The organism is Cobetia sp. 3AK (genome assembly GCF_029846335.1).
In the GTDB taxonomy this organism is placed as follows: Bacteria; Pseudomonadota; Gammaproteobacteria; order Pseudomonadales; family Halomonadaceae; genus Cobetia; species Cobetia marina.
This window is the reverse complement of sequence record NZ_JARWKR010000007.1, coordinates 201,613-227,264: the sequence shown is the minus strand read 5'-3', so window position 1 is coordinate 227,264 and position 25,652 is coordinate 201,613. Positions and strand designations below refer to the sequence as shown.

Annotated in this window: 18 protein-coding genes; 7 read left to right on the top strand and 11 right to left on the bottom strand. The window is 62.9% G+C overall.

The window, feature by feature from the left end; all coding sequences use genetic code 11:
- Positions 1-180: 180 nt before the first annotated feature.
- Both cobA and QD228_RS12255 read right to left on the bottom strand, forming a co-directional pair.
- Positions 181-1,149: a uroporphyrinogen-III C-methyltransferase gene (cobA, locus tag QD228_RS12260; RefSeq protein WP_279875701.1), complete on the bottom strand. Its 969-nt coding sequence runs from the start codon at positions 1,147-1,149 to the stop codon at positions 181-183.
- The gene (locus QD228_RS12255; protein ID WP_279875700.1) at positions 1,118-3,967 is read right to left on the bottom strand and encodes a nitrate reductase; all 2,850 of its coding nucleotides are present in this window, start codon (positions 3,965-3,967) and stop codon (positions 1,118-1,120) included. The genes cobA and QD228_RS12255 overlap by 32 nt, the downstream gene beginning before the upstream one ends.
- 791 nt (positions 3,968-4,758) lie before the next feature.
- Here QD228_RS12255 and QD228_RS12250 point away from each other — a divergent pair.
- Genes QD228_RS12250 through nirD form a run of 3 tightly spaced genes read left to right on the top strand, consistent with a single transcriptional unit; the run spans position 4,759 to position 9,265 of the window.
- Positions 4,759-6,171 carry an FAD-dependent oxidoreductase gene (locus QD228_RS12250; RefSeq protein ID WP_279875699.1) on the top strand — a complete coding sequence of 471 codons (1,413 nt, stop codon included), beginning with the start codon at positions 4,759-4,761 and terminating at the stop codon, positions 6,169-6,171.
- The gene (gene nirB, locus QD228_RS12245; RefSeq protein WP_279875698.1) at positions 6,168-8,822 is read left to right on the top strand and encodes a nitrite reductase large subunit NirB; all 2,655 of its coding nucleotides are present in this window, start codon (positions 6,168-6,170) and stop codon (positions 8,820-8,822) included. The genes QD228_RS12250 and nirB overlap by 4 nt, the downstream gene beginning before the upstream one ends.
- A complete protein-coding gene (nirD, locus tag QD228_RS12240; RefSeq protein ID WP_279875697.1) occupies positions 8,819-9,265 on the top strand; it encodes a nitrite reductase small subunit NirD in 447 nt (148 codons plus the stop codon). Before nirB ends, nirD begins: the two co-directional genes overlap by 4 nt.
- Positions 9,266-9,727: 462 nt before the next feature.
- On the opposite strand, the gene QD228_RS12235 is transcribed toward nirD, so the two are convergent.
- The 6 genes from QD228_RS12235 to QD228_RS12210 all read right to left on the bottom strand — a co-directional run bounded on the left by QD228_RS12235 (position 9,728) and on the right by QD228_RS12210 (position 16,637).
- Positions 9,728-10,645, bottom strand: coding sequence for a branched-chain amino acid ABC transporter permease (locus QD228_RS12235; protein WP_279875706.1), 918 nt, complete (start codon positions 10,643-10,645; stop codon positions 9,728-9,730).
- Positions 10,646-10,730: 85 nt separating this feature from the next.
- Positions 10,731-11,618 (bottom strand): branched-chain amino acid ABC transporter permease, encoded by an 888-nt coding sequence (locus tag QD228_RS12230; protein ID WP_279875696.1) that lies wholly within the window; start codon positions 11,616-11,618, stop codon positions 10,731-10,733.
- Positions 11,619-11,725: 107 nt separating this feature from the next.
- Positions 11,726-12,907 carry an ABC transporter substrate-binding protein gene (locus QD228_RS12225; RefSeq protein ID WP_103751461.1) on the bottom strand — a complete coding sequence of 394 codons (1,182 nt, stop codon included), beginning with the start codon at positions 12,905-12,907 and terminating at the stop codon, positions 11,726-11,728.
- 228 nt (positions 12,908-13,135) lie between these two features.
- On the bottom strand, positions 13,136-13,945 hold the full coding sequence (locus QD228_RS12220) for an ABC transporter ATP-binding protein (protein WP_279875695.1): 810 nt from the start codon (positions 13,943-13,945) through the stop codon (positions 13,136-13,138).
- Positions 13,942-14,775 (bottom strand): ABC transporter ATP-binding protein, encoded by an 834-nt coding sequence (locus tag QD228_RS12215; protein ID WP_279875694.1) that lies wholly within the window; start codon positions 14,773-14,775, stop codon positions 13,942-13,944. Before QD228_RS12215 ends, QD228_RS12220 begins: the two co-directional genes overlap by 4 nt.
- Positions 14,776-15,254: 479 nt before the next feature.
- Positions 15,255-16,637, bottom strand: coding sequence for an L-serine ammonia-lyase (locus QD228_RS12210; protein ID WP_077378125.1), 1,383 nt, complete (start codon positions 16,635-16,637; stop codon positions 15,255-15,257).
- Positions 16,638-16,853: 216 nt separating this feature from the next.
- On the opposite strand from QD228_RS12210, the gene QD228_RS12205 reads away from it, so the two are divergent.
- The 3 genes from QD228_RS12205 to QD228_RS12195 all read left to right on the top strand — a co-directional run bounded on the left by QD228_RS12205 (position 16,854) and on the right by QD228_RS12195 (position 19,311).
- The gene (locus tag QD228_RS12205) at positions 16,854-17,828 is read left to right on the top strand and encodes a LysR substrate-binding domain-containing protein (protein ID WP_279875693.1); all 975 of its coding nucleotides are present in this window, start codon (positions 16,854-16,856) and stop codon (positions 17,826-17,828) included.
- 147 nt (positions 17,829-17,975) lie between these two features.
- The gene (locus QD228_RS12200; protein ID WP_103751455.1) at positions 17,976-18,710 is read left to right on the top strand and encodes a hypothetical protein; all 735 of its coding nucleotides are present in this window, start codon (positions 17,976-17,978) and stop codon (positions 18,708-18,710) included.
- Between the two features lie 274 nt (positions 18,711-18,984).
- A complete protein-coding gene (locus tag QD228_RS12195; protein ID WP_077378119.1) occupies positions 18,985-19,311 on the top strand; it encodes a S24/S26 family peptidase in 327 nt (108 codons plus the stop codon).
- A gap of 163 nt (positions 19,312-19,474) precedes the next feature.
- Here QD228_RS12195 and rpoD read toward each other — a convergent pair whose 3' ends face one another.
- The 3 genes from rpoD to rpsU all read right to left on the bottom strand — a co-directional run bounded on the left by rpoD (position 19,475) and on the right by rpsU (position 24,138).
- On the bottom strand, positions 19,475-21,313 hold the full coding sequence (rpoD, locus tag QD228_RS12190; protein WP_077378116.1) for an RNA polymerase sigma factor RpoD: 1,839 nt from the start codon (positions 21,311-21,313) through the stop codon (positions 19,475-19,477).
- A 309-nt stretch (positions 21,314-21,622) separates the two neighbouring features.
- The gene (gene dnaG, locus QD228_RS12185) at positions 21,623-23,677 is read right to left on the bottom strand and encodes a DNA primase (RefSeq protein WP_279875692.1); all 2,055 of its coding nucleotides are present in this window, start codon (positions 23,675-23,677) and stop codon (positions 21,623-21,625) included.
- Between the two features lie 245 nt (positions 23,678-23,922).
- Positions 23,923-24,138, bottom strand: coding sequence for a 30S ribosomal protein S21 (rpsU, locus tag QD228_RS12180; protein WP_024951433.1), 216 nt, complete (start codon positions 24,136-24,138; stop codon positions 23,923-23,925).
- 425 nt (positions 24,139-24,563) lie between these two features.
- Here rpsU and tsaD point away from each other — a divergent pair, with 425 nt between their 5' ends.
- Positions 24,564-25,604, top strand: a complete 1,041-nt coding sequence (gene tsaD, locus QD228_RS12175; protein ID WP_191237685.1) for a tRNA (adenosine(37)-N6)-threonylcarbamoyltransferase complex transferase subunit TsaD — start codon at positions 24,564-24,566, stop codon at positions 25,602-25,604.
- The last annotated feature ends 48 nt before the right edge of the window (positions 25,605-25,652 follow it).

The following is a 25,652-nucleotide window of genomic DNA, read 5'->3' as shown; positions in this document are numbered from 1 at the left end:
TCTTTCACCGCTGGTAACGCCATGCGTCCCCGGCAGCGGATGCGTACTTTACGCATTCACCGGCCTGATTTCAAGGCCCTGTGGTTAAAAGATTCATCCACATGCCCTCCAGGACGACTCCCCTTCTGACCCCGTGACAAGACTGGCCACCTTGCAGCCGCCTCGGCGCGGCTGATCTTGTCAGGCGACACGCGCTTCGCGCTCTGAGGAATGTGCCATGGCCGCAGCCATCACGAGGTCTCGCCCCGCTGCCATCTCGCATACGCTGCCCACGATGATCAGGCAGGGTGTCGGCAGCGGGCGTTCTGCCAGACGAGCCACCATGTCACCCAGGGTGCCGTGCAAGGCCTGCTGCTCGGGGAGGCTCGCATTGGCCACCAGCATCATCGGCCAGTCTGACGGCAGACCATGGCGCTGCAGCTCATCACAGATGGTGTCGAGGCGATTCAGCCCCATATAGAAGAGCAACGTTTCATCCCGGCGTGCCAGCTGCTGCCATTCGGGCTGGTCATTCCGACTGCACAGCTGGGCGGTCACGAATCGCAGCCGCTGAGCATGAGCCCTGTCGGTGAGCGGCATGCCCAGCGAAGCTGCCGCACCGGCGGCCGCGGTGATGCCGGGAACGACATGACGGGTGATGCCAGCCTCATCAAGTGCCGCCAGCTCTTCTCCCATGCGACCGAAGATACCGGGATCCCCGCCCTTGAGCCTGACCACACGCATACCCTCCTTGGCCAGACGCACCATCAGCGCGCCGATCTCGTCCTGGGGTACGCTGTGATTGCCGCAGGCCTTGCCGACGTAATAGCGCTCACAGTGCATCGGGAGCTGAGCCAGAATCTCGTCACCGACCAGGCGATCATAGACCACGGCATCCGCTGCATTGAGCATTCTCCAGGCCTTGAGCGTCATCAGATCCGGATCCCCCGGGCCGGCTCCGACCAACGCGACCTGCCCCGGAAGAAGCCCGCCCCAGGCAGGCGTGATGGCCCCGGCATCAGCCCGTGATCGTGCCTGCCCGCCAATGGCACGCCACTCGCGACGCGACAGCAAGCCTTCCGTCAGCCGTGCCATGGAGATGCCGAGGGTTGCTGAATTGATGCTCGATGCCATCAGATCACGCCATTTCCAACGAATCAGTCCGCTCATCGGATCGCTCCTCTTCCACAAGACGTTTGAGTTCAGGCAGGCAGGAGCCACAGCGAGTGCCGCAGGCCAATCGCGCCCCCAATGCTTCCACGCAACGGTCACCCGACTGGATAGCCTGCCGAATCGTGAGTTCGCCGACCTGATGGCAGGCGCATACCATCGTCCCGACATCCGCCTGACCAGAGAGGCGTCCGGCGAGGAGACTGCGACGCTCAAGTGCAGAAAGCTGGTCAGAGGCGAAACATTCCCCCAGCCAGGCAATGTTGGGCTGTCGGTCGGAGCGTGCCGCGCCAGCGGTGACCTTCAACCACCAGATCAGCCGTCCCTCACGAAAACCTGCGGCACTGATGCCTCCCTGTGCCACATCCTGTGCCCAGAGCCCCGCCTGAACACTCAGATGCCTTTCACACCAGAGCGCCCAATCCGGCTGCCCTTCCCCTGCCAGCTGACAGCGCACCAATGTCGCCTGCGGGATGCGCGCCCAATAGCATCCCTCGAGCTCTGCCATCGCGCCTGCAAGATCTTCATGCCCACCCCATACGCCAGGGGCGATCAGCAAGGTGGCCTGCCATTCACAGGGCAGTGGCATGACATCGACCGCGCCATGCTTGGATTCCGGCTGACCGGAGAGAGGATCGACCAGGCCGGCCAGCAACGCCCCGGCACGCCCGTGACTGGCGAAGTGATCATTCCAGTGCATGGGGATGAACACCTCACCCTGACGCTGGCCATGACTGATACGCACACGCGCACGATAGTCGCCACGCACGCTCCCCTGCTCATCACGCCCTGCAAGCTGCGCCAGAGCCCCGTCTTGCAGGCCGCGAGCCGCGGCATCCTGCGGGTGAAGCTCCACGAAGGGTTCGGCGCGATGATTCATCAGGCGCGCGCTGCGCGCAGTCCGTGTCATGGTGTGCCACTGATCACGAATGCGACCGGTATTGAGGCGCAGCGGTGTCGCATCACTCAGCGCCTGATGCGGCAATTGCGGGGTCACGGGCACCAGCCGTGCGCGACCATTGGGCGTATTGAAGGTGGCATCCTCGAACAACCGCAATGTGCCGATGAGCTCCCCCTTCTCACCACGCCGTACCGGCCATTGAATCGGTCTGAGCGCGTCATAGCCCTCGCGATCCAGCTCGGCCAGCGGCGCGATGTTGAACAGCCGCCTGATCGAGGAAGCCGCCAGAGGCTTGCTGCCCGCCTTGTGACGTGGCGCGACGTTGCGGAAGCCGGACAACCTGGCGTGCTCACGGAAGATCGCGTGGGGCCCCGAGTAGCCAAATGCCGCCTGGTACCCCATGCGCTTGCCGACCTCCGCCAGCTGCCACCAGTCGTGACGTGCCTCGCCCGGCGGTGCGAGCAACCCACGCTGACGCGAGATGCAGCGCTCGGAATTGGTGACGGTGCCATCCTTCTCGCTCCAGCTGCTGGCCGGCAACACCACATCGGCATACGCCAGGGTGTCGCTGTCCGCCATGCACTCGGAGACGATCACCAGCGGACAGGCCGCCAGCGCCGCACGTACGCGCGTACTGTCCGGCAGACTGACCGCCGGATTGGTCGCCATGATCCATAGCGCCTGTATCTCTCCACGCTCGATCGCCGCGAACAGTTCGACCGCCTTGTGCCCCGGCCCCTGAGGGATATTCGGGGCGTTCCAGAATTCACCGACCAGCTCCCGCGCGCCCGGCGTCTCGTAGTCCATGTGTGCCGCCAGCTGATTGGCCAGCCCACCGACTTCCCGGCCGCCCATCGCGTTGGGCTGTCCGGTGATCGAGAACGGTCCCGCCCCCGGCAGCCCGAGCTTGCCCCCGGCCAGATGGCAATTGATGATCGCATTGCCCTTGTCGGTACCGCTGGTCGATTGGTTTACGCCCTGGGAGAACAGCGTCACCACATGCAACTGGGTCGCGAACCAGTAATAGAAAGTCTCGAGACGCTCCACATCGACATCACAGTCACGCGCGATTGCCGCCAGCGAGCAGTCTTCCCGCCTTGCCGCCTTGAGCGCCGCATCGAAGCCCTGGGTGTGCGCCTTCAGATAGAGGCGATCCAGGCGTCCGCGATCTGCCATGTAGGCCAGCAGACCATTGAAGAGACGCGCATCACTGCCGGGACGCAGGCCAAGATAGAGATCGGCGATCTCGCAGCTGTCGGTCACCCGGGGGTCGATCACCACGATTCGCAGCAACGGATTGTCGATACGCGCCTGCTTGAGCCGCTGAAACAGCACCGGATGGTTCCAGGCCAGATTGCTGCCGACCAGCACGACCAGCTCGGCACGCTCGAGGTCCTCGTAACTGCAGGGCACGGCGTCCGCTCCGAAGGCACGCTTGTGAGCCACGACGGCCGAGGCCATGCACAGTCGCGAATTGGTATCCAGATGAGGGGTACCGATGAAGCCCTTGAACAGCTTGTTGGCGACGTAATAGTCCTCGGTCAGCAGCTGCCCCGAGAGATAGGCGGCGATGCTTTCTCCGCCATGCGTCCTGCTCAGATCAGCAAAGCGTGCGGCGATCAGGTTCAGCGCCGTCTCCCAGCTCACCTCTCGCAATACCCCGGCCTCATCACGCACCTGCGGCATCGTCAGACGCCCATCGGCCGACAGCGTCTCGGCAAGCGCGGAGCCCTTGACGCAGAGCCGGCCATGGTTGGCCGGATGCGCGACATCACCACTCAACGACACGATGCGCACACTATCCTGGTCCTGCTCAAGCTCGACCGCCACACCACATCCGACACCGCAATACGGGCAGGTGGTGGTGGCACGACATCTAGCAGGTTGCGGGGCGTCTGGGGGATTCCTGACTTGCATCGACATCACTCCCTGGTGCATTGAGCACAGAACGTTGACCACGAAAAAGGCGCCTGACGACCGAGCACGAAGCGTGCGGTCATCAGGCGCCTTTGCCTGTTGCTGATATCTGTTCACTGACTAGGTATCTGACCCGGTTCGGGTCATCGCGCGGACTGACTGATCAAGCCGCCATTGGCCGGATGTAATGCCCGACGTCATTGCTGACGCGAACATGGATCCCTCAGTCATGTCTGCACATGAATGCGGTAAAAGAGGCAGATACCAGACCAACCCTTTCTCTTTCTCTTTGATAACAGCAACTTGCACAATTCAGCCTCACCAGTCTGTCGACAGGAGCCGCAAGACCCTGCCGCTCTCTCCGCCTTGTCGCACCAGCCCTGTGCATCCTTGAGACTTCCTGCACCATTCCCTCACGACAGGCGGCTCCCATGGCGCCTCAAGCCACTCGAAAACACCTGACCCTCGACATCGAAATACTCACAAACCAATGAAAGTTGGTGGTTTTTCCTCAGGCGGCACCAAATTCGCTGTATTCCTGACAGGTTGGGTCAATGACGACCCCGAATCGCAGGTCTCGCCGCGCATCCATGTGGATGCACGGCAGCCAACGGTCCGTCAGACCTGCCGCAGTCCCGAGTGACAGCCGTATCGTCGCGCAGCACTGCAACTCGCTATCCAATGCTTAGCCCTCATCTTCCAGGCAAAGGCGCCTGCTTGACGTCGTGAACTTCACGGCGGCAAGCAGGCGCTTTTTTTTTGCACTCGATATCCCATCGCAAGGAGGCAGCATGCATCCGTCATCTTCCACCGGCGACACGACCCCGTCCCTGATCATCATCGGTCATGGCATGGCGGCGCAGAAGCTGCTGGAGCAACTGGTCGCGCTGTCACCTGATCGCCAGCTCCCCTGGACAGTCACGGTGATCGGTGAAGAGCCTCACCTGCCCTACAACCGCATTCAGCTCTCCCCACTATTGGCGGGCGAGACGCAAGCCGATGACCTGATCAGCCAGCAGGCCGACTGGTTCTCGCTGCATGGCATCACACGGATCAGCGGTGATCCCGCCTGTCAGATCGACCGCGCCGCCCGCTGTGTCGAGACCGCCAGCGGTCGCCGCATTCCCTATCAGCGTCTGGTGATCGCCACGGGGTCACGCCCGGCGCTGCCACTGCCGCTCCCCGCTCACCTGCCTCAGGCACTGGATGCCAATGACTGGCCACCGGGACTGATGGGCTTTCGTGACCTCAGGGATGTCGAGCAGATGCAGGCCGCCTGTCGCACCGGAGCCGGTCACGACGGCAATGCCCTGGTGATCGGCGGCGGCCTGCTGGGGCTCGAGGCCGCCGAGGGCCTGCGCAAGGGTGGCCTTGAGGTGACGCTACTACAGCGCAGCGAGCGCCTGATGAACCGTCAGCTGGATGACGTGGCCGCTGGCTTGCTGGAGCAGGAGCTGAGCGAGCGCGGCCTCGAGATCATCACCGACGCGCATCTTGAGCAATGGCTCGAGACGCCGGCGGGCCGCATCACTGGCGTGCGTCTCAAGGATGGCCGTGAACTGCACGCCGGACTGACCATCGCCGCCACCGGCATTCGCCCCGAGATCGAGCTTGCGCGTGCTGCGGGGCTGGCCTGCCAGCGCGCCATCCAGGTCGATGGCCACCTGCTCACGAGCGATCCGCACATTCACGCGCTGGGCGAATGCTGTGAGGTGGAGGGCGAGACCTTCGGTCTGATCGAGCCCATCTGGGCACAGATCGAGGTGCTCGCACGCCATCTTCTTGAGCAAGCGACCCCTCCCTATCGCAATGCCCCCCTGGCGACGCGTCTCAAGGTCAGCGGTATCGACCTCTACAGCTGCGGCGAGCTGATGCCACATCCCACTGACGAGGTGCTGGTCTATCAGGACCACGCCCTGGGTGACTACCGCCGACTATTGCTGCGCGATGAGCGTCTGGTCGGCGTGGTGCTCTACGGCGATGTCAGTGCCGGCAACGCGCTGTTCGAAGCCCTCAAGGCAGGCACGCCACTGACAGCGATTCGTGACGACCTGCTGCTCATGCCCGCACAAGCGCTGGCACAACTGGACGAGACACCCTCTGGCCCACCGAATGACCCCGGCGGCAGAGCGACCCACCAGAACACTGCATCTCAACATCCTGATCGCGACACCACCCCTGACACCTTCGAGGAGGCCGCATGAAACACCTGATCATCATCGGCAATGGCATGGTAGGCCATCATTGCGTCGAGCAGCTGATCGCGCTGGGCGCCACCGCGCACTACCAGATTCATGTCTTCGGCGAAGAGCGCCACATCGCCTACGACCGCGTACATCTCTCGGAGTACTTCACCGGACGCGATGCCGAATCTCTCGCGCTCGGCAGCGTGGAGGATTACGCCAGCGCCGGTATCACGCTGCACCTCGACGAGTGCGTCACGGCGATCGATCGCGACGGCGGCCATGTCATCACTCCCCAAGGGCGCTATCCCTACGACAGCCTGGTGCTGGCCACCGGCTCCACGCCTTTCGTGCCGCCCATCCAGGGCCTTGGCGAGCCAGGCAGCGAGGCTGCCGCCAGCAATCGGCTGGTCTACCGCACCCTGGAAGACCTCGACCAGATACGCGCCGCTGCCGACGGCAAGACACGAGGCGTGGTGGTCGGTGGCGGCCTGCTGGGACTTGAGGCCGCCAACGCCCTCAAGTCACTCGGCCTGGAGGCGCATGTGGTCGAATTCGCGCCACGCCTGATGCCGGTGCAGCTGGATGAGGATGGCGGCCTGGCACTCAAGCAACACATCACTGCGCTGGGCGTGGGAGTGCACCTCAATCGCGCCACCACCGACATCGTGCCCGGCGAGGAATACCAGTGGCGGATGAATTTCTCCGACGGTGAGCATCTGGAAGCGGATCTGATCGTGTTTTCCGCCGGCATCCGTCCTCAGGATGCACTGGCACGCAGCGCCAGCCTCGAGATCGGCGAGCGCGGCGGCATCATCATCGATGACGAATGCCGCACCTCGGACCCGGAAATCTTCGCCATCGGCGAGTGCGCTCTGTGGCAATCGCGCATCTTCGGGCTGGTCGCGCCAGGCTATCAGATGGCCCGCGGCGTGGCGTCCCTGCTGGCCGCCAGCACAGGCGATGCCACAAGCGATGCGCAGGAGCGCTTCCGCTTCCAGGGCGCCGACATGTCCACCAAGCTCAAGCTGCTGGGGGTGGATGTCGGCTCCATCGGTGACGCCCACGGCAAGAGCGAAGGCGCGATCAGCTATCGTTACTGTGACGAGGCCGACGGCGTCTATCGACGCCTTGTCGTCTCGCAGGACCGCAAGCAGGTACTGGGCGCGGTGCTGATCGGTGACAACTCGCGCTACGACACCCTGCTGCAGTACGTCACCAATGGCATCGCGGCGCCCAAGGACCCAGCGGCACTCATCCTGCCGAATGCCAGTGGCGAGTCCATCACCCTGGGCGCGGATGCCCTGCCTGACAGCGCCACCCTGTGCTCCTGCCACAACGTTTCCAAGGGGGATGTGTGCAGCGCCATCGACGCCGGCAACAGCGATCTGGGCGCCATCAAGGCCTGCACCAAGGCCAGTACCGGCTGCGGGGGCTGTGCGGCGCTGCTCAAGAAGGTGGTGGATGCCGAGCTGGAAAGTCGTGGCGTCGAGGTCGATCGCTCGCTGTGCGAGCACTTCGCGCATACCCGTCAGGAGCTCTACTCGCTGGTGCGCGTCGAAGGCATCCAGACCTTCGCCGAGCTGATGGCCAGCCACGGTCGCCATCCCGATGCCCTGGGCTGCGAGGTCTGCAAGCCCGCAGTGGGCTCGATTCTGGCCTCGTGCTGGAATGCGCCGATCACCGAGGCCTCGCACATTCCGCTGCAGGACACCAATGACACCTTCATGGCCAACATGCAGAAGAACGGCACCTACTCCGTGGTGCCACGCATTCCCGGCGGCGAGATCACGCCGGACAAGCTGATCGCCATCGGCGAGATCGGCAAGCGCTACAACCTCTATACCAAGATCACCGGCGGGCAACGCATCGACCTCTTCGGCGCCCAGCTGCATGAACTGCCGGATATCTGGGGTGAATTGATCGCCGCCGGCTTCGAGACCGGCCACGCCTACGGCAAGTCCACCCGTACGGTGAAATCCTGCATCGGCAGCACCTGGTGTCGCTATGGCGTGCAGGACAGCATGGCGATGGCGCTGACGCTGGAAGACCGCTACAAGGGCCTGCGTTCACCGCACAAGCTCAAGTTCGCCGTCTCCGGCTGTACCCGCGAATGCGCCGAGGCCCAGAGCAAGGATGTCGGCGTGATCGCCACCGAGAACGGCTGGAACCTCTACGTCTGCGGCAACGGCGGCATGCGCCCGCGTCACGCGGAGCTGTTCGCGACCGATCTGGATGACGAGACACTGATCCGCACCATCGACCGCTTCCTGATGTTCTACATTCGCACCGCCGATCGCCTGCAGCGCACCTCTGTCTGGCGCGAGGGCCTCGAAGGCGGGCTCGACTATCTGAAGGAGGTGATTCTCGAGGACAGTCTGGGGCTTGGCGAGACCCTCGAGGAGCAGATGCAACAGGTGGTGGACCGCTACGAGTGCGAATGGGCCAATGCCCTCAAGAGTCCCGAGAAGCTCAAGCGCTTCCGCCACTACGTGAATGACCAGCGACCCGACCCGGCCGTGGTCAACATCATCGAGCGTGACCAGATACGCCCGGCAAGCCGCGGCGAGCTGATCACCAGTGACGGCGGCTCTCTCGATGAGGGAACGGACTCAGGCATCAGCCTGGCAACAGAACTGACGGCCAACCTGGCCACGGAGGTGCGCTCATGACATCGCCTGCACTCGCTTCCACACCGCTCTCCACAACGTGCCACACGGCACAGGACACGGCACCTGACACCTCAACCAAGGAGGAGTCGCCACTTCGCTGGGTGACACTCTGTCAGCGCGGGGACCTGGTGCCGGGCTCCGGGGTGGCCGCCTGGCTGGAACAGGCCGGCCAGGACTTCCAGATCGCGCTGTTCACGCTACCCTCCAGCGCGGACAGCGACGCCCTCACGCTGTTCGCCATCGACCATCATGATCCGGTATCCGGCGCCAACGTGATCGCCCGCGGTCTGCTGGGCGATCATGCCGGTGAGCCACTGGTGATCTCGCCGCTCTACAAGCAGCGCTATCGACTCAAGGATGGCCAATGCCTGGATGACGAGACGCTCTCGCTTCAGGTGTGGCCGGTTCGCCTCGAGGGGGATGCCGTGCAGATACAGTGCTAGCGGACAGGCCGATGCCTGAAAAGCACATAAGCTATTGATGACGTACGGATATGCTCGAAAAATGGCACATATTTGGTGCACAACCATGCTGCAACGCACCATGATCCGCCCGGCAATGCGCACGCCTCGACTCGCCTGACCGCCACCTGGCAGGCATCTGGCGAAGAGAAAACACTCAAGCTATTGATTTTGAATAACTTGCTAGAAAGCTGGCACCAGGTATGCAATCTATAAAGCGAGATGGCAAATGGCGGCTATCTCGCATGGCGTGCTCATTGCTGAGTCGAGGATCCGGGACCGGCGTATCCCCCTCGATATACAATGGCATTTAAGTCCACCCACTTGGGTGGACTTTTTTTATGCCTGAAGTCATCGGCAAGCCATTGATTTTCTTTGCTTAAGAGCAGTACGCGCCACCCGCACCTTCTTGCTGACCATGCTTCTCATCCCTACCCTCGCCGCTCATTTTTCTTCCCGCTGCTGACGACGCGCGATCCAGCGTTGGCATTCCCCGATGATGCCGCTGCGGAAGCTGAGCACGCAGACCACGAAGATGGCGCCCAGTATCACGCTGACCCAATCCCCCAGCGCGGACTGCGCCAGCTGATGCTGCAGCCCGATGACCAGCCCGGAACCCACCAGTGGTCCGAGCAGCGTGCCGACGCCGCCCAGCAATGTCATCAGGATCACCTCCCCCGACATGTGCCAGCTGGCATCGCCCAGCGAGGCGAGCTGGAACACCAGCGTCTTGGTCGCTCCCGCAAGGCCCGCCAGCCCCGCCGACAGCACGAAGGCGACCAGCTTGTAGGCATCGGTGTGATAGCCCAGCGAGATGGCACGCGGCTCGTTCTCGCGAATCGCCTTCAGCACCTGACCGAAGGGGGAATGCACCACACGGCGGATCAGGGCAAAGGCCGCCACGAAGATCGCGAACACGACGTAATAGAGCGTGTGGTTGTCCGCCAGATCGAACACGCCGAACAGCTCACCGCGCGGCACGCCATGCAGGCCATCTTCCCCATGGGTGAACGGCGCCTGGATGAAGAAGAAGAACATCATCTGGGCCAGGGCCAGCGTGATCATCGCGAAGTAGATGCCCTGTCGTCGGATGGCCAGCGCCCCGAACAGCGTACCCAGCACTACCGCGCCGAGCGTACCGGCCATGATGCCCAGTGCCGGACTCAGGCCCGGGTATTCCGCGAGCAAGAAGCCGGTGATATAGGCGCCCGTGGCCAGGAAGGCGGCGTGCCCGAAGGACAGCAGCCCCACGAAGCCGAGCAGCAGATTGAAGGCGCTCGCGAACAGCGCGAAGCACAGAATCTTCATCAGAAAGACGGGATAGGCGACCCAGGGCGCCAGCAACCCGAGCAGGAACAGCATGAGATACAGCACGCCCAGCGGGGTGATTCTGCGCGGCGCGCTGCCTGCACGCGCGGCCTGGTGGTCCTGTTGCAGTACGGCCATGTCAGGCCTCCTTTCCGAACAGCCCGGCGGGGCGAAGCATCAAGACCATCACCATCACCACGAAGATCACGGTATTGGCGGCCTCGGGATAGAACACCTTGGTCAGCCCCTCGATCAGCCCCATCGCGAGCCCGGTGAGGATGGCACCGAGAATCGAGCCCATTCCGCCGATGACCACCACCGCGAACACCACGATCAGCAAGCTCGAGCCCATGGTCGGCGAGACAGGATACAAGGGTGCGGCCAGCACGCCGGCGAAGGCGGCCAGCGCCACGCCGAGTCCGTAGGTCAGTGACACCATCAAGGGCACATTGATGCCGAAGGCCTGCACCAGCTCAGGATTCTCGGTTCCCGCGCGCAGATAGGCACCGAGACGCGTGCGCTCGATCAGGAACCAGACTCCGAAGCAGACCACCAGTGCCGCCACCAGCACCCAAGCGCGATAGGTGGGCAGGAACATGAAGCTCAGCTTGAAGCCGCCACTCAGCGCCTCGGGAATCGGGTAGCTCGACCCCGAGACACCGAACAGATTCACCAGCGTGCCCTCGAGGATCAGCGCCAGCCCGAAGGTCAGCAGCAGGCCATAGAGGTGATCAAGATGCTGGATGCGGCGCAGCAGGAAGCGCTCGACAACAATGCCCAGCGCACCCACCACCAGCGGCACCACGATCAGCGCCGTCCAGTAGTTGAGCCCCAGATATTGCGCTCCCAGCAGCGCCGCGAAGGCGCCCAGCATGTACTGGGCACCATGCGCGAAGTTGATGATGCGCAACAGACCGAAGATCACCGCCAGCCCAAGACTCAGCAATGCATAGAAGGCACCGTTGATCAGCCCCAGCATCAGCTGACCGAACAGCACCATCAGGGGTATTCCAAAAATCATGGTCATCCGCACATTCCTTTTCAGCGCCCATTCGCGTCAGCCGCTCGGCGCTGCCGATCATCTGACCGGCAGCGCCATGCCATACGTCTCAGCGACTCGACTGACGTTCGGCTTCAGCCCTTGACCAGCTCGCACTGGCTGTCCGCCAGCGGTCGGTAGGCCTCAGCGCCGGGAATAGTGCGGATCACGTCATAGACGTCCCACTCGCCTTGGGACTCGGCGGGCGTCTTGACCTTGACCAGGTACATGTCGTGCACCATGCGCCCATCGGCACGGATGGTGCCGTTGTTGGCGAACATGTCATTGACCGGCGTCTCGCCCATCTTCGCCCGTACGGTGGCGGTGTCATCACTGCCGGTGGCTGCCACCGCATTCAGGTAATGCAGGGTGCTTGAGTAGATGCCGGCCTGGACCATGGTCGGCATGCGCGCATTGCGCTCGTGATAGCGCTGGGACCAGGCACGCGTCTCGTCATTGAGGTCCCAGTACCAGCCGGTGGTGAGCTGCAGCCCCTGCGCGACCTCAAGCCCCAGCGCGTGCACGTCGTTGAGGAAGATCAACAGCCCGGCCAGCGACTGCCCCGACTGCACCACGCCGAACTGACTCGCCGTGGTCAACGCATTGACGGTGTCCGCCCCGGCGTTGGCCAGCCCGACGATCTTGGCGCCGGAACCCTGCGCCTGCAGGATGTAGGAGGAGAAATCACTGGTCGGGAACGGATGACGCACCTTGCCGACGATGCTCCCGCCGTTCTCGGTCACCACCTTTTCCACATCCCCTTCCAGGGCATGACCGAAGGCATAATCCGCAGTCAGCAGGAACCAGCTGTCGCCGCCTTCATCGACGATGGCCTTGGCCGTGCCATGCGCCAGCGGATAGGTGTCATACACCCAGTGGACATGATTGGGCGTGCAATGCTCATTGGTGATGCTGGAGGCCGCCGAGCCAGAGACGATTCCCAGCGTGTCCTGTTCGGCGAGAATCCGCGTCACCGCGATGCTCACCGATGAGGCCACCAGGCCTGCGACCATGTCGACATTCTGCTGATCGATCCAGCCGCGCACCGTATTGGCACCGACATCGGCGCTGTTGCGGTCATCGGCACTCAATACCTCGATCGGCATGCCGTTGACGCTGCCGCCGAAGTCCTCGACCGCCATCTTGAGCGCATCCAGGCCGCCCGGGCCTGCCAGGTCACGATAGGTACCCGACATGTCGGCCAGATAGCCGATCTTGATCACGCCGTCACTGATATCGGCCTGCGCGATTCCCGCCGACAGCAGTGACCCCATCATGAGCGCGGACAGCGGCCACAGGCGCCGGCGTGTGGCCGCCGTGATGCGGCGTGACAACGGTGATGCGACAGGAGTGGCGTTGGATGAAACGGTGGCGTGCATGACATCTCCAGACCGGTTTACCCGGCAATATTGTGATTGTTGTGGTGAGACGTACGGACTTCAGATTGGCGAATGCAACGGCGGTGCATGGCGGCAAGCCCGGTGCAGCTCACCCCGACCGGGAGTTCAGACCCCCAGTACCTTGTGCAGATATTCGTGGCGTGCCGGCAGCTCAGCGGCGGTGATCTCCTCAAGAATGGTGCCGTGCTCCATCAGGTAATGGCGGTCGGCCAGCGGTGCGGCAAAGCGGAAATTCTGCTCGACCAGCACGATGGTCATGCCGCGCGCCTTCAGCAGCATCAGCACCTCACCCAGCTTCTGATTGATGACCGGCGCGAGGCCCTCGGTGATCTCATCCAGCAACAGCAGGTCGGCCCCGGTTCTCAGGATGCGCGCCAGCGCCAGCATCTGCTGCTCGCCACCGGAGAGGCGCGTGCCCTGGCTGTTGCGCCGCTCATGCAGATTGGGAAACAGCGCGTAGAGCTCATCCAGCGACATGCCCTGATTCTGACCCTGACCCTGACGCTGGCTCTGACCCTGGCCATGCCCTGCGCCCTTGACTATCGGTGGCAACAGCAGGTTTTCCTCGACGCTCAGACTCGAGAAGATGCCACGCTCCTCGGGACAGTAGCCCACACCGAGATGGGCGATGTGATGCGGTGCCAGCTTCATGGTGTCGCGACCCTTGAGAAAGATCCCGCCACTGCGCCGCCCGACCATGTTCATGATCGCGCGCAGCGTGCTGCTGCGGCCGGCACCATTGCGACCCAGCAAGGTCACCAGCTCGCCGCGCCGCACCGTCATGTTGACGCCATGCAGCACATGGGACTCGCCATACCAGGCGTTCAGCTCGCGCAGGCAGAGCTGCTCTTGCGGCGTGGCGGAGTCACTCGCAGGGGCCTGACGCTTGGCCGGGCTTTCCAGAATCTCGGTCATGAAACTTCCTCGCGCTGATCCGCTGTGACATCGGTCACCTCGCTGCCCAGATACGCCTCGCGCACCTCGGGGTCGGCCGATACGCTGGCGTAGTCGCCTTCCGCCAGCACGCGTCCGCGCGCCAGCACACTGATGCGGTCACACAGACGACTGACCACGCTCAGGTTGTGCTCGACCATCAACACCGTGCGCCCACGTGCCGCGACGCGAATCAGCTCGACCACACGGTCTACATCCTCGGCGCCCATGCCCTGGGTCGGCTCATCCAGCAGCATCACCGTCGGCTCCAGTGCCAGCGTGGTGGCGAGCTCCAGCGCACGCTTGCGGCCATAGGGCAGACTGGCCGTCACTCGGTTGGCGTCCTCGCGCAGCCCCACCTCTTCCAGCAGATGCAACGCCTGCTCATTGAGGCTGTCGAGGCTGCGCTCGGACTTCCAGAAGTGAAACGAGGTGCCCTGTGAGCGCTGCAGTGCCACCCGCACATTCTCGAGTACCGTCATCTGCGCGAAGACTGCGGATATCTGGAAGGAACGCACCAGCCCGAGACGCGCGATCTCATGCGAGCGCATGCGGGTGATCGACTTGCCACGATAGAGAATCTCGCCACGGGTCGCGGGCAGGAACCGGGTCAGCAGGTTGAAGACCGTGGTCTTGCCTGCGCCATTCGGTCCGATGAGCGCATGGATGTGGCCTTCCTGAATCTGCAGATCGACATCATCGACGGCGGTGAAACCACGAAAATCCTTGCTCAGGCCACGTGTCTCGAGAATGGGCGCCGTGGCAGAGGCACCTCCACTGGCGCACGGTCCCTGAATGGGAGGTGATGGCATGTCGGGTCTCCGTCCCTGTCCGGCAAGCCGGCAGTGTCTGTGGCGACAAGGCTGAGTGAAGAGGCGCTGACGCCGCCCGACAGGGGCGTTGCACTCAGCGCAATTAACGTTAACGTAAACTAGAACACTGCCACTCACGCTGCCAGCCTCATCCCACGTCACTCGACCAATAGCCGATATATCAGTTTCTGCTTGATCATCGACAGGCGCGAAATATCGGGCATGGCGATGCCAGCGGCAGGTGATTGCCGCCAGGGCACGCGCAAGGGGACGATTCCTTGCCAGATATCAGGCGTCGGGTGGTGACGGTCGGTGAAAGAGACGCACAAAAAAGACGCCATCCCGGTCACGGAAATCCGTGCCGAGAGGCGTCAATGAGGGTTGCCGAGCACATGATCTCTGGCCGGAGACCATGCGTTAGCCTCCGAAGATGGCAAGACTTCAGAAGAGAAAAGAGAGCGTCGGAACAGGGAGCCGCATCAGCACTCGATGGCGTTGACGGCGAGCCCGCCCTTGGAGGTTTCCTTGTACTTGTCCTGCATGTCGCGGCCGGTGTCGCGCATGGTGCGGATCGCCTTGTCCAGCGAGACGAAATGATCCCCATCGCCACACATCGCCATCTGGGCGGCGTTGATCGCCTTGACCGAGGCAATCGCATTGCGCTCGATGCAGGGAATCTGCACCAGGCCGCCGATCGGGTCACAGGTCAGCCCCAGGTTGTGCTCGAGACCGATTTCCGCGGCGTTCTCGACCTGCTCCGGCGTCGCGCCCATCAGCTCGGCAAGGCCAGCCGCCGCCATCGCGCAGGCGGAACCCACCTCGCCCTGACAGCCGACTTCCGCCCCGGAGATGGACGCGTTCTTCTTGCACAGGATGCCCACCGAGGCCGCCGTGAGCAGGAAATCGACCACATCCTCCTCGCGCGCATCCTCCTGGAATTTCATGTAATAGCTGAGCACCGCCGGAATGATGCCCGCCGCGCCATTGGTCGGCGCGGTGACCATGCGACCACCAGCGGCATTCTCTTCATTGACCGCCAGCGCGAACAGGTTGACCCAATCCATCGCCGAGAAGGTCGAGGTGATGATCGACTTGCTGGACTCCACATCCAGAAGGCGCGCGTGCAGCCGCTTGGCACGCCGCTTGACGTTGAGCCCGCCGGGCAGAATGCCCTCATGGCTGAGGCCGTTGTCGATGCATTCGTTCATCACCTCCCAGATGCGCCACAGACCGCGACGCACCTGAGCTTCGCTGCGCAACGAGCACTCATTGGCCATCATCAGCTCACTGATGCGCATCTTGTGCATGCGACACAGCGCCAGCAGCTCATTGGCGGTATTGAACTCATAGGGAAGGCGCAGGGTTTCGTCTTCCAGCAACGGATCACGCGCCGCTTCCACCTCATCGACCACGAAGCCGCCGCCTACCGAGTAGTAGACATTGCGGTACAGCTCCTCACGGTAGCCATGCGCCACCAGACGCATGGCATTCGGGTGATAGGGCAAGGGCTCGTCGTGCCACTGCATGTCGCGCACCCACACGAAGGGCACCGCGATGCGGTTGTCGAGCAGCAGCGTCTGGGATTCCAGCAGCTCCTCGACGCAGGGCTCGATGATGGTCGGGTCGATGGTCTCGGGCAGCTCGCCCATCAACCCGAGGATGGCAGCCTTGTCGGTGCCATGCCCGACACCGGTCGCGGACAGCGAGCCATGCAGCTGCACCTCGATGCGCGCCACACGCTCGAGCAGATCCCTTGCGCGCAGCGTTTCCACGAATTGTGCGGCAGCGCGCATCGGGCCCACGGTATGCGAGCTGGACGGACCGACACCGACCTTGAAGAGATCAAATACGCTGATGGACATGACGACACCTCATCTCGAGTTCCCGCCGAGCCAGTGGCCGTGCGAGTGAATGACGCCATGATGAGGGAGGGGCACCACAGTCACAAACCATAAAAATTGCCCATGGCTTTAGTTTTACTAAACTATACGAGACAAAAACGGCGTAGACTGTGTCATAAGCGTCACCCCTGTTCAGTCAGCATCCATCTGTCGTTTCTTGCCAGCACGAGTTCCAGCATGCCCAAGCCCTCCGACTCGCCACTCGCCACGCCTCACCCCATCAGCCCACGCCATCTCAATGGCCAGACCCACGCCTGGCTTCAGGTATTCGCCTGTGCGGCGCGCCACGCTTCCTTCACGCGTGCCGCCGAGGAACTGCATGTCACCACGGGTGCAGTCAGCCAGCAGATCAAGCAGCTGGAGGAGCGGCTGGGCTTCAAGCTGTTTCTACGCCGTTCACGCGGGCTGGAACTGACGGGGGAAGGTGCGCGTCTGGCACGCGTGGTGGAGCAGTCCTACGGCGCAGTGGGGCTGGAGGTCAAGCGGCTGCGCAGCGGCCTGATGAGCGGCGTGCTGCGCCTGCGCTCGGTGCCGTCTTTCCTCTCGAAATGGCTGGCACCACGCCTGCCCCGCCTGCAGGCACGCTTCCCGGACATCGAGCTGCACGTACGTGCCGAGGACAGTGACTCACCCTTGCGCGAGGGGGATTTCGAGCTGGCGGTCGACCTCAACGATGGCCACTACCCCGGCATGCAGGTCACGGAGCTGATGGAAGAAGAGATCTTCCCCGTCTGCCACCCCGGCCTGATGCGCGGCCGCCCCCCACTGCGCAATGCTCAGGATCTCGCCTGGTACCCCCTCCTGCATGACGTCACTGCGTGGCGCGGCAGCCACGACCATGCCGAATGGGAATTCTACCTGGCGAGCATCGCCGCACCGGAGGTCAACGTTCAGCGTGGCTATACCTTCAATCGCAATCATCTCTCGATGGAAGCGGCCATCGCCGGCATGGGCGTCGCCATGGCAAGACGCACCCTGATCACCCATGAACTGAACAGCGGCATCCTGATTGCCCCGTTCGCGGAGCGCGTGCTGACCGGCAAGCGTTACGTCATCGTCCATCCCCACGGCACTCTGGACGATGGCCGTATCCAGGCCGTGCATGACTGGATCGTCGAAGAGGCCGAGCGCGACCGACTGAGACAGGGATGAGTGATTGATGACGCGACATCGATGCTCAAATGGCACCTCACAGTTTTCTTAAGGCAATATTAACCCGCCACCTTTGCATCGTTATAATGAGCAGGCAAACGACACCCTCACCCTGACAGGCAGTCCATGGACTGTCCGGAGAGTCCCTTGTCTCGCCTGACCTCACAGACACGACACCACCATACCGTCCCGCTGCCCATCAGCGCCGAACAGCCTCTTTATGGTCGCAAGCCGACCTCGCTGTTCATGCAGGCCTGCCTGCGCCTGGCCATCTATGCCCCCGTGGTGGCAGCGATGATGTCGCTGGTAATGCATGATGCCCATCACTTCGGCGATGTCGGCTTCAGCGAAGCCAGCTGGACGGAACACATGCAGAGCACCCTGCTGGCGCTGAGTGCCGCCACCATGTGGCTGGTACATTCACGCCTGCCGGATCTGCGCACCGTCAGCCTGCTGCTGTTCGGCCTGTTCGCAGCGTCATTGATCCGTGAACAGGACGCCATGCTCGATGGCATGCTCGGTGATGGCAGCTGGCAGATCCTGGTCAGCGTGGTCGCGATTCCGGTCATCATCGGCGTATGGCGCCATCGCACCCGCTTCGTGGCCGAGTTCGAACACTTCGGTCGCAGCTTCGCCTTCGGATTGTTTGGCGCCGGCTTCCTGGCCACCTATGTCTTCTCGCGCCTCTATGGTCGCTCGGAGTTCTGGGAAACCCTGATGGGCAGCGCCTACCTGCGCTCGGTCAAGAATGCTGCCGAGGAAGTCACCGAACTGTTCGGCTACACCTTGATGGCGATCGCCGTGGCCGAAATCGTGCTGCTGGCCATTCGCATGGGTCGCCAGCGCCGTGCCCGACTGCGCGAACTCGACGCCGCACTCTGACGCACATCGCTCCAGTCCCTCTCCAGCGCCGCTGGAACCCCGAGAATCCCGCACGTTCGTGATACCGAAGAAGCCGCTGCTCACCATGAGCCGCGGCTTTTTTTCGGCCCTTGCCCGGCACCATCCCTCCGTCCGGGGATGAGAATGCCTGGACATCAAATGAGAATGATTATATTTTACCAAGCAGTGGATACCCTACAACTATCACCACTGCTCAGGAAAGACACCGACAAGACCCCGACCGTGTCATGCCCTCACCTTCAAGGAGCCTCACATGCGCTGGTTCAACAGCTACCGCCTGCACGGTCATAGTCTTGCCCCCCGCCTCCCGCAGCACAGTCTGGTCATCAGCATGCGCTGGCCTGGACACTGGCCCCTGGCACCGGGTACCACCATCGTGGTGGAACACCCGACGCTGGGACGGCTGATCAAGCATGTAGATCGCATCGACCACCACGGCCGCCTCTGGCTGTACGGAGAGCACCCCGATGGCTTGAGCAGTGAGCAGATGGGCCCGGTGTCCCGCCAGTGCGTCAAGGGGCGCGTCATCTTCAGCGTGGCCGCGACCTCTTCCTCGCATCAGCTGGGGCATGGAGCCTGACGGAACCACCACTCAGCGCATCGCAAGACGATCATGTCCGCCTGCCATCCACGCCATTCACTCGCGTCCAGAAACGACAACGCCCGCCTCCCATTCGCATGGGAGGCGGGCGTTGTGCTGTCAGCGGGGCCAGCGGCTGAACCGTGGCCCCGAACGCTTCAGATCACTCTTCCATGAAGGAACGCAGTGACTCGGAGCGTGACGGGTGACGCAGCTTGCGCAGCGCTTTCGCTTCGATCTGACGGATACGCTCACGGGTGACATCGAACTGCTTGCCGACTTCCTCGAGGGTGTGGTCGGTGTTCATGTCGATACCGAAACGCATGCGCAGCACCTTGGCTTCACGTGCGGTCAGACCGGACAGGATGCCGCGGGTCGCTTCGATCAGACCTTCGCCGGTGGCGGAGTCGATCGGTGAGACCATGGTGCCGTCCTCGATGAAGTCACCCAGGTGCGAATCATCGTCGTCACCGATCGGCGTCTCCATGGAGATGGGCTCCTTGGCGATCTTGAGCACGCGACGCACCTTGTCTTCCGGCATCTCGAGGCGTTCACCCAGCTCTTCCGGCGTCGGCTCGCGACCCATTTCCTGCAGCATCTGACGCGAGACACGGTTCAGCTTGTTGATGGTCTCGATCATGTGCACCGGAATACGGATGGTGCGCGCCTGATCCGCGATGGAGCGCGTGATCGCCTGACGGATCCACCAGGTGGCGTAGGTCGAGAACTTGTAACCACGACGGTACTCGAACTTGTCCACGGCCTTCATCAGGCCGATGTTGCCTTCCTGGATGAGATCCAGGAACTGCAGGCCACGATTGGTGTACTTCTTGGCGATGGAGATGACCAGACGCAGGTTGGCCTCGACCATTTCCTTCTTGGCACGCCGCGCCTTGGCTTCACCGATCGACAGGCGACGATTGACTTCCTTGAGCTCGCTGACCGGCAGCTGGACCATGTCCTGCTCGAAGGCGATCTTGCGCTGGGCACGCAGCACGTCGGCACGGAACGGCTCGAGCTTGTCGGCGTACTTCTTGCTGCCGCCGATGAAGCTGTCGAACCAGTCCATGTCGGACTCGTGGCCCGGGAAGGCCTTGATGAAGCTCTTGCGAGGCACCTTGCCGCGCTTGACGAAGATCTGCAGGATGACCTTTTCCTGCTCGCGCACCTGCTCGACGGACACGCGAACCTGACCGACGAGGCGCTCGAAGTGCTTGGGCACCAGCTTGATCGGCGAGAACAGCTCGGCAAGACGCTCCTGCTCGGCCTTGGCCTCGGGAGAACCTGAACCGTACTTCTCGATGGCGGCCTTGGTCAGATCATTCTGCTCGCGAATCTGCTCGAAGCGCACGCGTGCAAGCTCAGGGTCCGGACCACCCTCGGAAGCGGAGTCGTCCTCGTCGTCGTCCTCGCCTTCAGACTCCTCGCCTTCCTCGACTTCCTCGACTTCCTCGACCTCGACTTCAGCGACACCCGGTACGCCTTCATCCGGATCGATGAAACCGGAGAACAGGTCGGACAGACGTCCGCCGTCCTCGCCGAGCGTGCCATCGTAGGCTTCGAGAATGGAGTCGACCGCTCCCGGCAGGAAGGCCAGAGACGACATGACCTCACGCGTGCCTTCCTCGATCCGCTTGGCGATCTTGATCTCGCCTTCACGGGTCAGGAGTTCGACGGTACCCATTTCACGCATGTACATGCGGACCGGGTCGGTCGTGCGTCCCACATCGCTTTCCACCGCGGCGAGAGCAGCGACGGCTTCTTCGGCGGCGGACTCGTCAGTGGAGGAATCAGACATCATCAAGGTATCGGCATCAGGCGCTTCTTCAGCGACCTTGATGCCCATATCGTTGATCATGCTGATGATGTCTTCCACCTGTTCTGGATCAGCGATATCCTCGGGCAGGTGATCGTTGACCTCGGCATAGGTCAGGTAACCCTGTTCCTTGCCGCGCGCGATCAACTCCTTGAGACGCGACTGCTGCTGCGCATTACCAGCCATAGAACCCCTAATCTCGACGAAGAAGAATGAAGCACCTGGACGCGACGCTGCTCAGCGAGTAAGCGCCGGTTAGGGACGAAGAGAGCATCAAGCGCACCAGTATAGCGTGCCATCGGGAGATGCTGCCAGCGGCGTATTTGCCGGACCATCCAGGTGTGTTAGCGTTATCGGTTACGTTGCGGCAGTCCGCATCGGGAACTACCCCATTAGATAGTGTGTGTGAGAGCGTCTTTCAAGGTCAGCCAACGCTTTTTCATCCGCGAGGACGGCCCATCTCCCACATGCGGTCACCGAAAGGCTCCGTGAGTTTCAGCGCCGCGTTGCCAGCTGCATCAGCAGGGCCATCAGCCGCTGCTTCTCCTCAGCCGACAGCTTCTCGCCCTGCTTTTCCTTGGCCAGCAAGGCCTGGTATTCCGCCTCGGGTGACGTGCGCGCCAGCTGATGCTGGCAATGCTCCACCAGCCCCTTCAGCTCCTCGCTGCGCACTTCACGCGGGATGAGCAACTCACGCGCGGCCAACTGCTCGAGGCGCGGCCCCTGAGCAGTGCCCAGAAAGTGCGCCAGCAGCACCTGAGGCGAACGATACTGGCCAGCCTTGAGCAATCTCACCACCTCGACCAGCAGACGGACATCCTCACTGTCTGCCGGCTCGCCGGCGCCTTCGATCCATTCATCGCTGGCCGGCAGCTCCGCCACCAGCTGCGGCTCATGCACCAGAAGGTGCAGCAGGCGCGTCAGCATGCTGACCGAGTGACGCGGTGACGTCTTGCGCGCCGCGCCATGCGAGGCAGCGGCCGGACGAGACCGCCCACCCGAGGCACCACCAGCCTCCGGGGGTGGCGCCCAGTCCTCCGGCTGCCAGCCCTCTGCATCCTGCTCACCGAAGCCGGCATCTGCCATCGCATCCAGCGATGACCAGTCGCCACCCTGCGGTTCATTCAGACTGCCACCTTCCAGGCGATTCCCCGCCGGAGCGGCGGAGTGCGACTGACGCAGCTGCTGATGCTGCCGGAGACGCGCCTGCTGGGCATCACGCGCCGCGGCACGCTCCACCAGCATGGCATCCAGCCGCTCACGCTCCAGACCACTGCGGCGCTCCAGCTCCTTGAGCAGCAGTGAACGCAGCACCCCCTCGGGCACCCGGGAGATCCATTCCAGTGCCTGGGTCACGAAGCGCTCCAGCTGCTCCATGCGCTTGAGGTCGCGCCCTTCCGCCGCCTGCTCGAACAGGAACTCGGAGAGCCCCGAGGCGCAGGTCACCCGCTTCTCGAAGGCTTCCTGCCCTTCACTGCGCACCAGCGAATCCGGGTCTTCACCCTCAGGCAGGAACAGGAAACGTGCCTGACGGCCATCGATCATGACGTCCAGCACCGTCTCCAGTGCCCGGCGCGCGGCCTGACGGCCAGCCTTGTCACCGTCGAAGCAGAACACCACTTCATCGACCAGCCGATAGAGGCGCTTGAGGTGTTCCTCACTGGTCGCGGTGCCCAGGGTGGCGCAGGCATTGCGAATGCCATACTGCGCCAGCGCCACGACGTCCATGTAGCCCTCGACGATCAGCATGCGCTCAAGCTTGCGATTCGCCTCGCGGGCCTCATACAGGCCGTAGAGCTCACGCCCCTTGTGGAAGACAGGCGTCTCGGGGGAATTCAGGTATTTGGGTTTTGCATCGCCCATCACGCGACCACCGAAGGCGATGGTGCGCCCCTTCCAGTTACGGATCGGGAACATCACGCGATCGCGGAAGCGGTCATAGCGCCGCCCACTCTCCTCGTGATGGATCAGCAGGCCGTACTCGATCTGCACCTCTTCGCTGACACCCAGCTTGCTCAGGTGGTGCTTGAGATGTTCCCAGCCCTGGGGCGCAAAGCCGATACCGAAATCGCGCATCACCTCACGCGACAGCCCACGCCCCTCAAGATACTCACGGGCGGGCTGTGCGGCAGGTTCCGTCAGGCGCTGGCGATAGAAGTCAGCCGCCGCCTCAAGCAGATTGACACCCTCTTCACGGGCCTGCTCGCGGCGCTGGCGCTCGCGACGTTCATGGGGGCTCTGATTGCCGCCTTCACGGGGCACCTCGAGCGCCAGACGCGAGGCGAGCTGCTCGACCGCTTCCGGAAACGGCAGACGATCGAATTCCATCAGAAACTTGAGGGCACTGCCGCTCGCCCCGCACCCGAAGCAGTGATAGAACTGCTTGTCCGGAATGACGTTGAACGAGGGAGAGTTTTCCTGATGGAAGGGGCACAGGCCGACATAGCTCTTGCCAGCCTTCTTCAACTGGACACGCTCACCTACCACCTCGACCACATCGGTACGGGCCAGCAGATCGTCTATGAAGCCTTGCGGGATGAGACCAGCCATGGTTCGCCAGAAGTCATGGAAAAACGGACTGACCCCAACGCAGTGAGTCGACCTCACGCCAACGGGCGATCACATCGACGACAGCGCTCGGGTCAGGCCATCCCTCGAGAAACAGCAACGTGTGCAGTGAACTGACACACGACTCGGGAACAAACGGATCACCAGAGACAAAAACAAGCGGCCACCGTGAGGCAGCCGCTTGGTGTCCTTCCAGAGAGCAGTGGATCACTCCCCAAAAGTACGGATCAGTAGAGACGCTCGAAACGCTTGCGCTCACGCTGAACCTTCTTGGCGTGGCGCTTTACAGCGGCCGCCTGCTGACGCTTGCGAACAGCGGTCGGCTTCTCGTAGTGCTCACGACGACGCACTTCGGAAAGAACACCGGCTTTTTCGCAGGAGCGCTTGAAACGGCGCAGGGCGACGTCGAACGGCTCGTTGTCACGTACTTTAACTGAAGGCATTAAACACTCACCTACCTTGAGATCATGAGTTCGGTTTGAACGCACATCCGGTGCAGCCACTCCTCAGGAGCCACCAGCCAGCGACGGTAAACCGCCACCTGCAGGTCGATCCAGCATCAATCAGTCGCCTGCGACACCACCGGTGAGGGTAGCCGTCGCTGGCTGGAATCATGATTCGGGGAGCTTTTGCGGGGTGGTCGGATGCACGACCCAGTCTTGCAGAGTGCCATATTCTAGACACCCGTCCCCGCCTTTGCAAACGCGGAAACCGGAAATCGTCTCTCGCATAACGCCAGCTGGCGCGACACCCGTGCTCACAGCCAGTAGAATATCGCGCATTCACGGCACCCTCGCCTCTCGGGCTCGCTCAGGCAGCCTCGCTGGCCGTGCCGCCCTCTACTTCTGATATTTCCTGAGAGTCAGCCATGCGTGTGCTCGGCATCGAGACTTCCTGCGACGAGACCGGCGTCGCCATCTACGACACGGACCAGGGCCTGCTTGCAGACGCCCTCTACAGCCAGATCGCCATGCACGCCGAATTCGGCGGTGTGGTGCCGGAGCTGGCCTCTCGCGATCATACCCGCAAGCTGCTGCCGTTGATCCAGCAGGTGATGGACGAGGCGAATCTGAAAGCCGCTGACATCGATGCCATCACCTATACCGCAGGCCCGGGGCTGGTGGGCGCCTTGATGGTCGGCGCCTCGACGGCCCATGGCCTGGCCAGAGCCTGGCAGATTCCGGTGCTCGGGGTGCATCACATGGAAGGCCACCTGCTGGCCCCGATGCTGGAAGACGACGCACCGGAATTCCCCTTCGTGGCGCTGCTGGTCTCCGGTGGTCACACACAGCTGGTGGCGGTACGCGGGCTGGGCGAGTACGAGCTGCTGGGCGAGTCCGTGGATGATGCCGCAGGCGAGGCCTTCGACAAGGCCGCCAAGATGCTGGAACTGCCCTACCCCGGCGGGCCGCAGGTTGCCAAGCTGGCCGAGCAGGGCGATCCGAAGCGCTACCGCTTTCCGCGCCCGATGACGGATCGCCCCGGACTGGATTTCAGCTTCTCGGGCCTCAAGACCCACACCATGGTCACCCTCAAGAAGGCAAAGGCCAGTGGCGAGCCGGACGCACAGCATCGCGCCGACATCGCGCGCGCCTTCGAGGAAGCCGTGGTCGACACCCTGGTCATCAAGTGCCGCCGCGCGCTGGATCAGACCGGCCTCAAGCGTCTGGTCGTGGCGGGCGGCGTCAGTGCCAATACCCGCCTGCGCGAGCGCCTGAGCCATGAACTGGCCAAGCGCAACGCCCGCGCCTACTATCCGCGCGGTCGCTTCTGTACCGACAATGGCGCCATGATCGCCTACGTGGGGGCACAACGACTGAACGCCGGTGAGCAGGACACTGGCCCGATGAAGGCCGTACCACGCTGGCCTCTCGATAGCCTGTCCGCGCCGCAGGGGCATCACGACTGATCACTGCCGCTCCCGGCGCGTCTCGGCGGCCGTGAAAAGGCGTAGCTG

Coding starts and splice junctions, on each gene's coding strand:
- rpoD (WP_077378116.1), bottom strand. CDS start 21,313: ATGGCTGGTAATGCGCAGCAGCAGTCGCGTCTCAAGGAGTTGATCGCG.
- dnaG (WP_279875692.1), bottom strand. CDS start 23,677: ATGGCTGGTCTCATCCCGCAAGGCTTCATAGACGATCTGCTGGCCCGT.
- QD228_RS12210 (WP_077378125.1), bottom strand. CDS start 16,637: ATGTCCATCAGCGTATTTGATCTCTTCAAGGTCGGTGTCGGTCCGTCC.
- QD228_RS12215 (WP_279875694.1), bottom strand. CDS start 14,775: ATGCCATCACCTCCCATTCAGGGACCGTGCGCCAGTGGAGGTGCCTCT.
- QD228_RS12235 (WP_279875706.1), bottom strand. CDS start 10,645: ATGCTGTTCCTGCTCGGGTTGCTGGCGCCCTGGGTCGCCTATCCCGTC.
- QD228_RS12250 (WP_279875699.1), top strand. CDS start 4,759: ATGCATCCGTCATCTTCCACCGGCGACACGACCCCGTCCCTGATCATC.
- cobA (WP_279875701.1), bottom strand. CDS start 1,149: ATGAGCGGACTGATTCGTTGGAAATGGCGTGATCTGATGGCATCGAGC.
- tsaD (WP_191237685.1), top strand. CDS start 24,564: ATGCGTGTGCTCGGCATCGAGACTTCCTGCGACGAGACCGGCGTCGCC.
- rpsU (WP_024951433.1), bottom strand. CDS start 24,138: ATGCCTTCAGTTAAAGTACGTGACAACGAGCCGTTCGACGTCGCCCTG.
- nirB (WP_279875698.1), top strand. CDS start 6,168: ATGAAACACCTGATCATCATCGGCAATGGCATGGTAGGCCATCATTGC.
- QD228_RS12195 (WP_077378119.1), top strand. CDS start 18,985: ATGCGCTGGTTCAACAGCTACCGCCTGCACGGTCATAGTCTTGCCCCC.
- QD228_RS12220 (WP_279875695.1), bottom strand. CDS start 13,945: ATGACCGAGATTCTGGAAAGCCCGGCCAAGCGTCAGGCCCCTGCGAGT.
- QD228_RS12205 (WP_279875693.1), top strand. CDS start 16,854: ATGCCCAAGCCCTCCGACTCGCCACTCGCCACGCCTCACCCCATCAGC.
- nirD (WP_279875697.1), top strand. CDS start 8,819: ATGACATCGCCTGCACTCGCTTCCACACCGCTCTCCACAACGTGCCAC.
- QD228_RS12225 (WP_103751461.1), bottom strand. CDS start 12,907: ATGATGGGGTCACTGCTGTCGGCGGGAATCGCGCAGGCCGATATCAGT.
- QD228_RS12255 (WP_279875700.1), bottom strand. CDS start 3,967: ATGCAAGTCAGGAATCCCCCAGACGCCCCGCAACCTGCTAGATGTCGT.
- QD228_RS12230 (WP_279875696.1), bottom strand. CDS start 11,618: ATGACCATGATTTTTGGAATACCCCTGATGGTGCTGTTCGGTCAGCTG.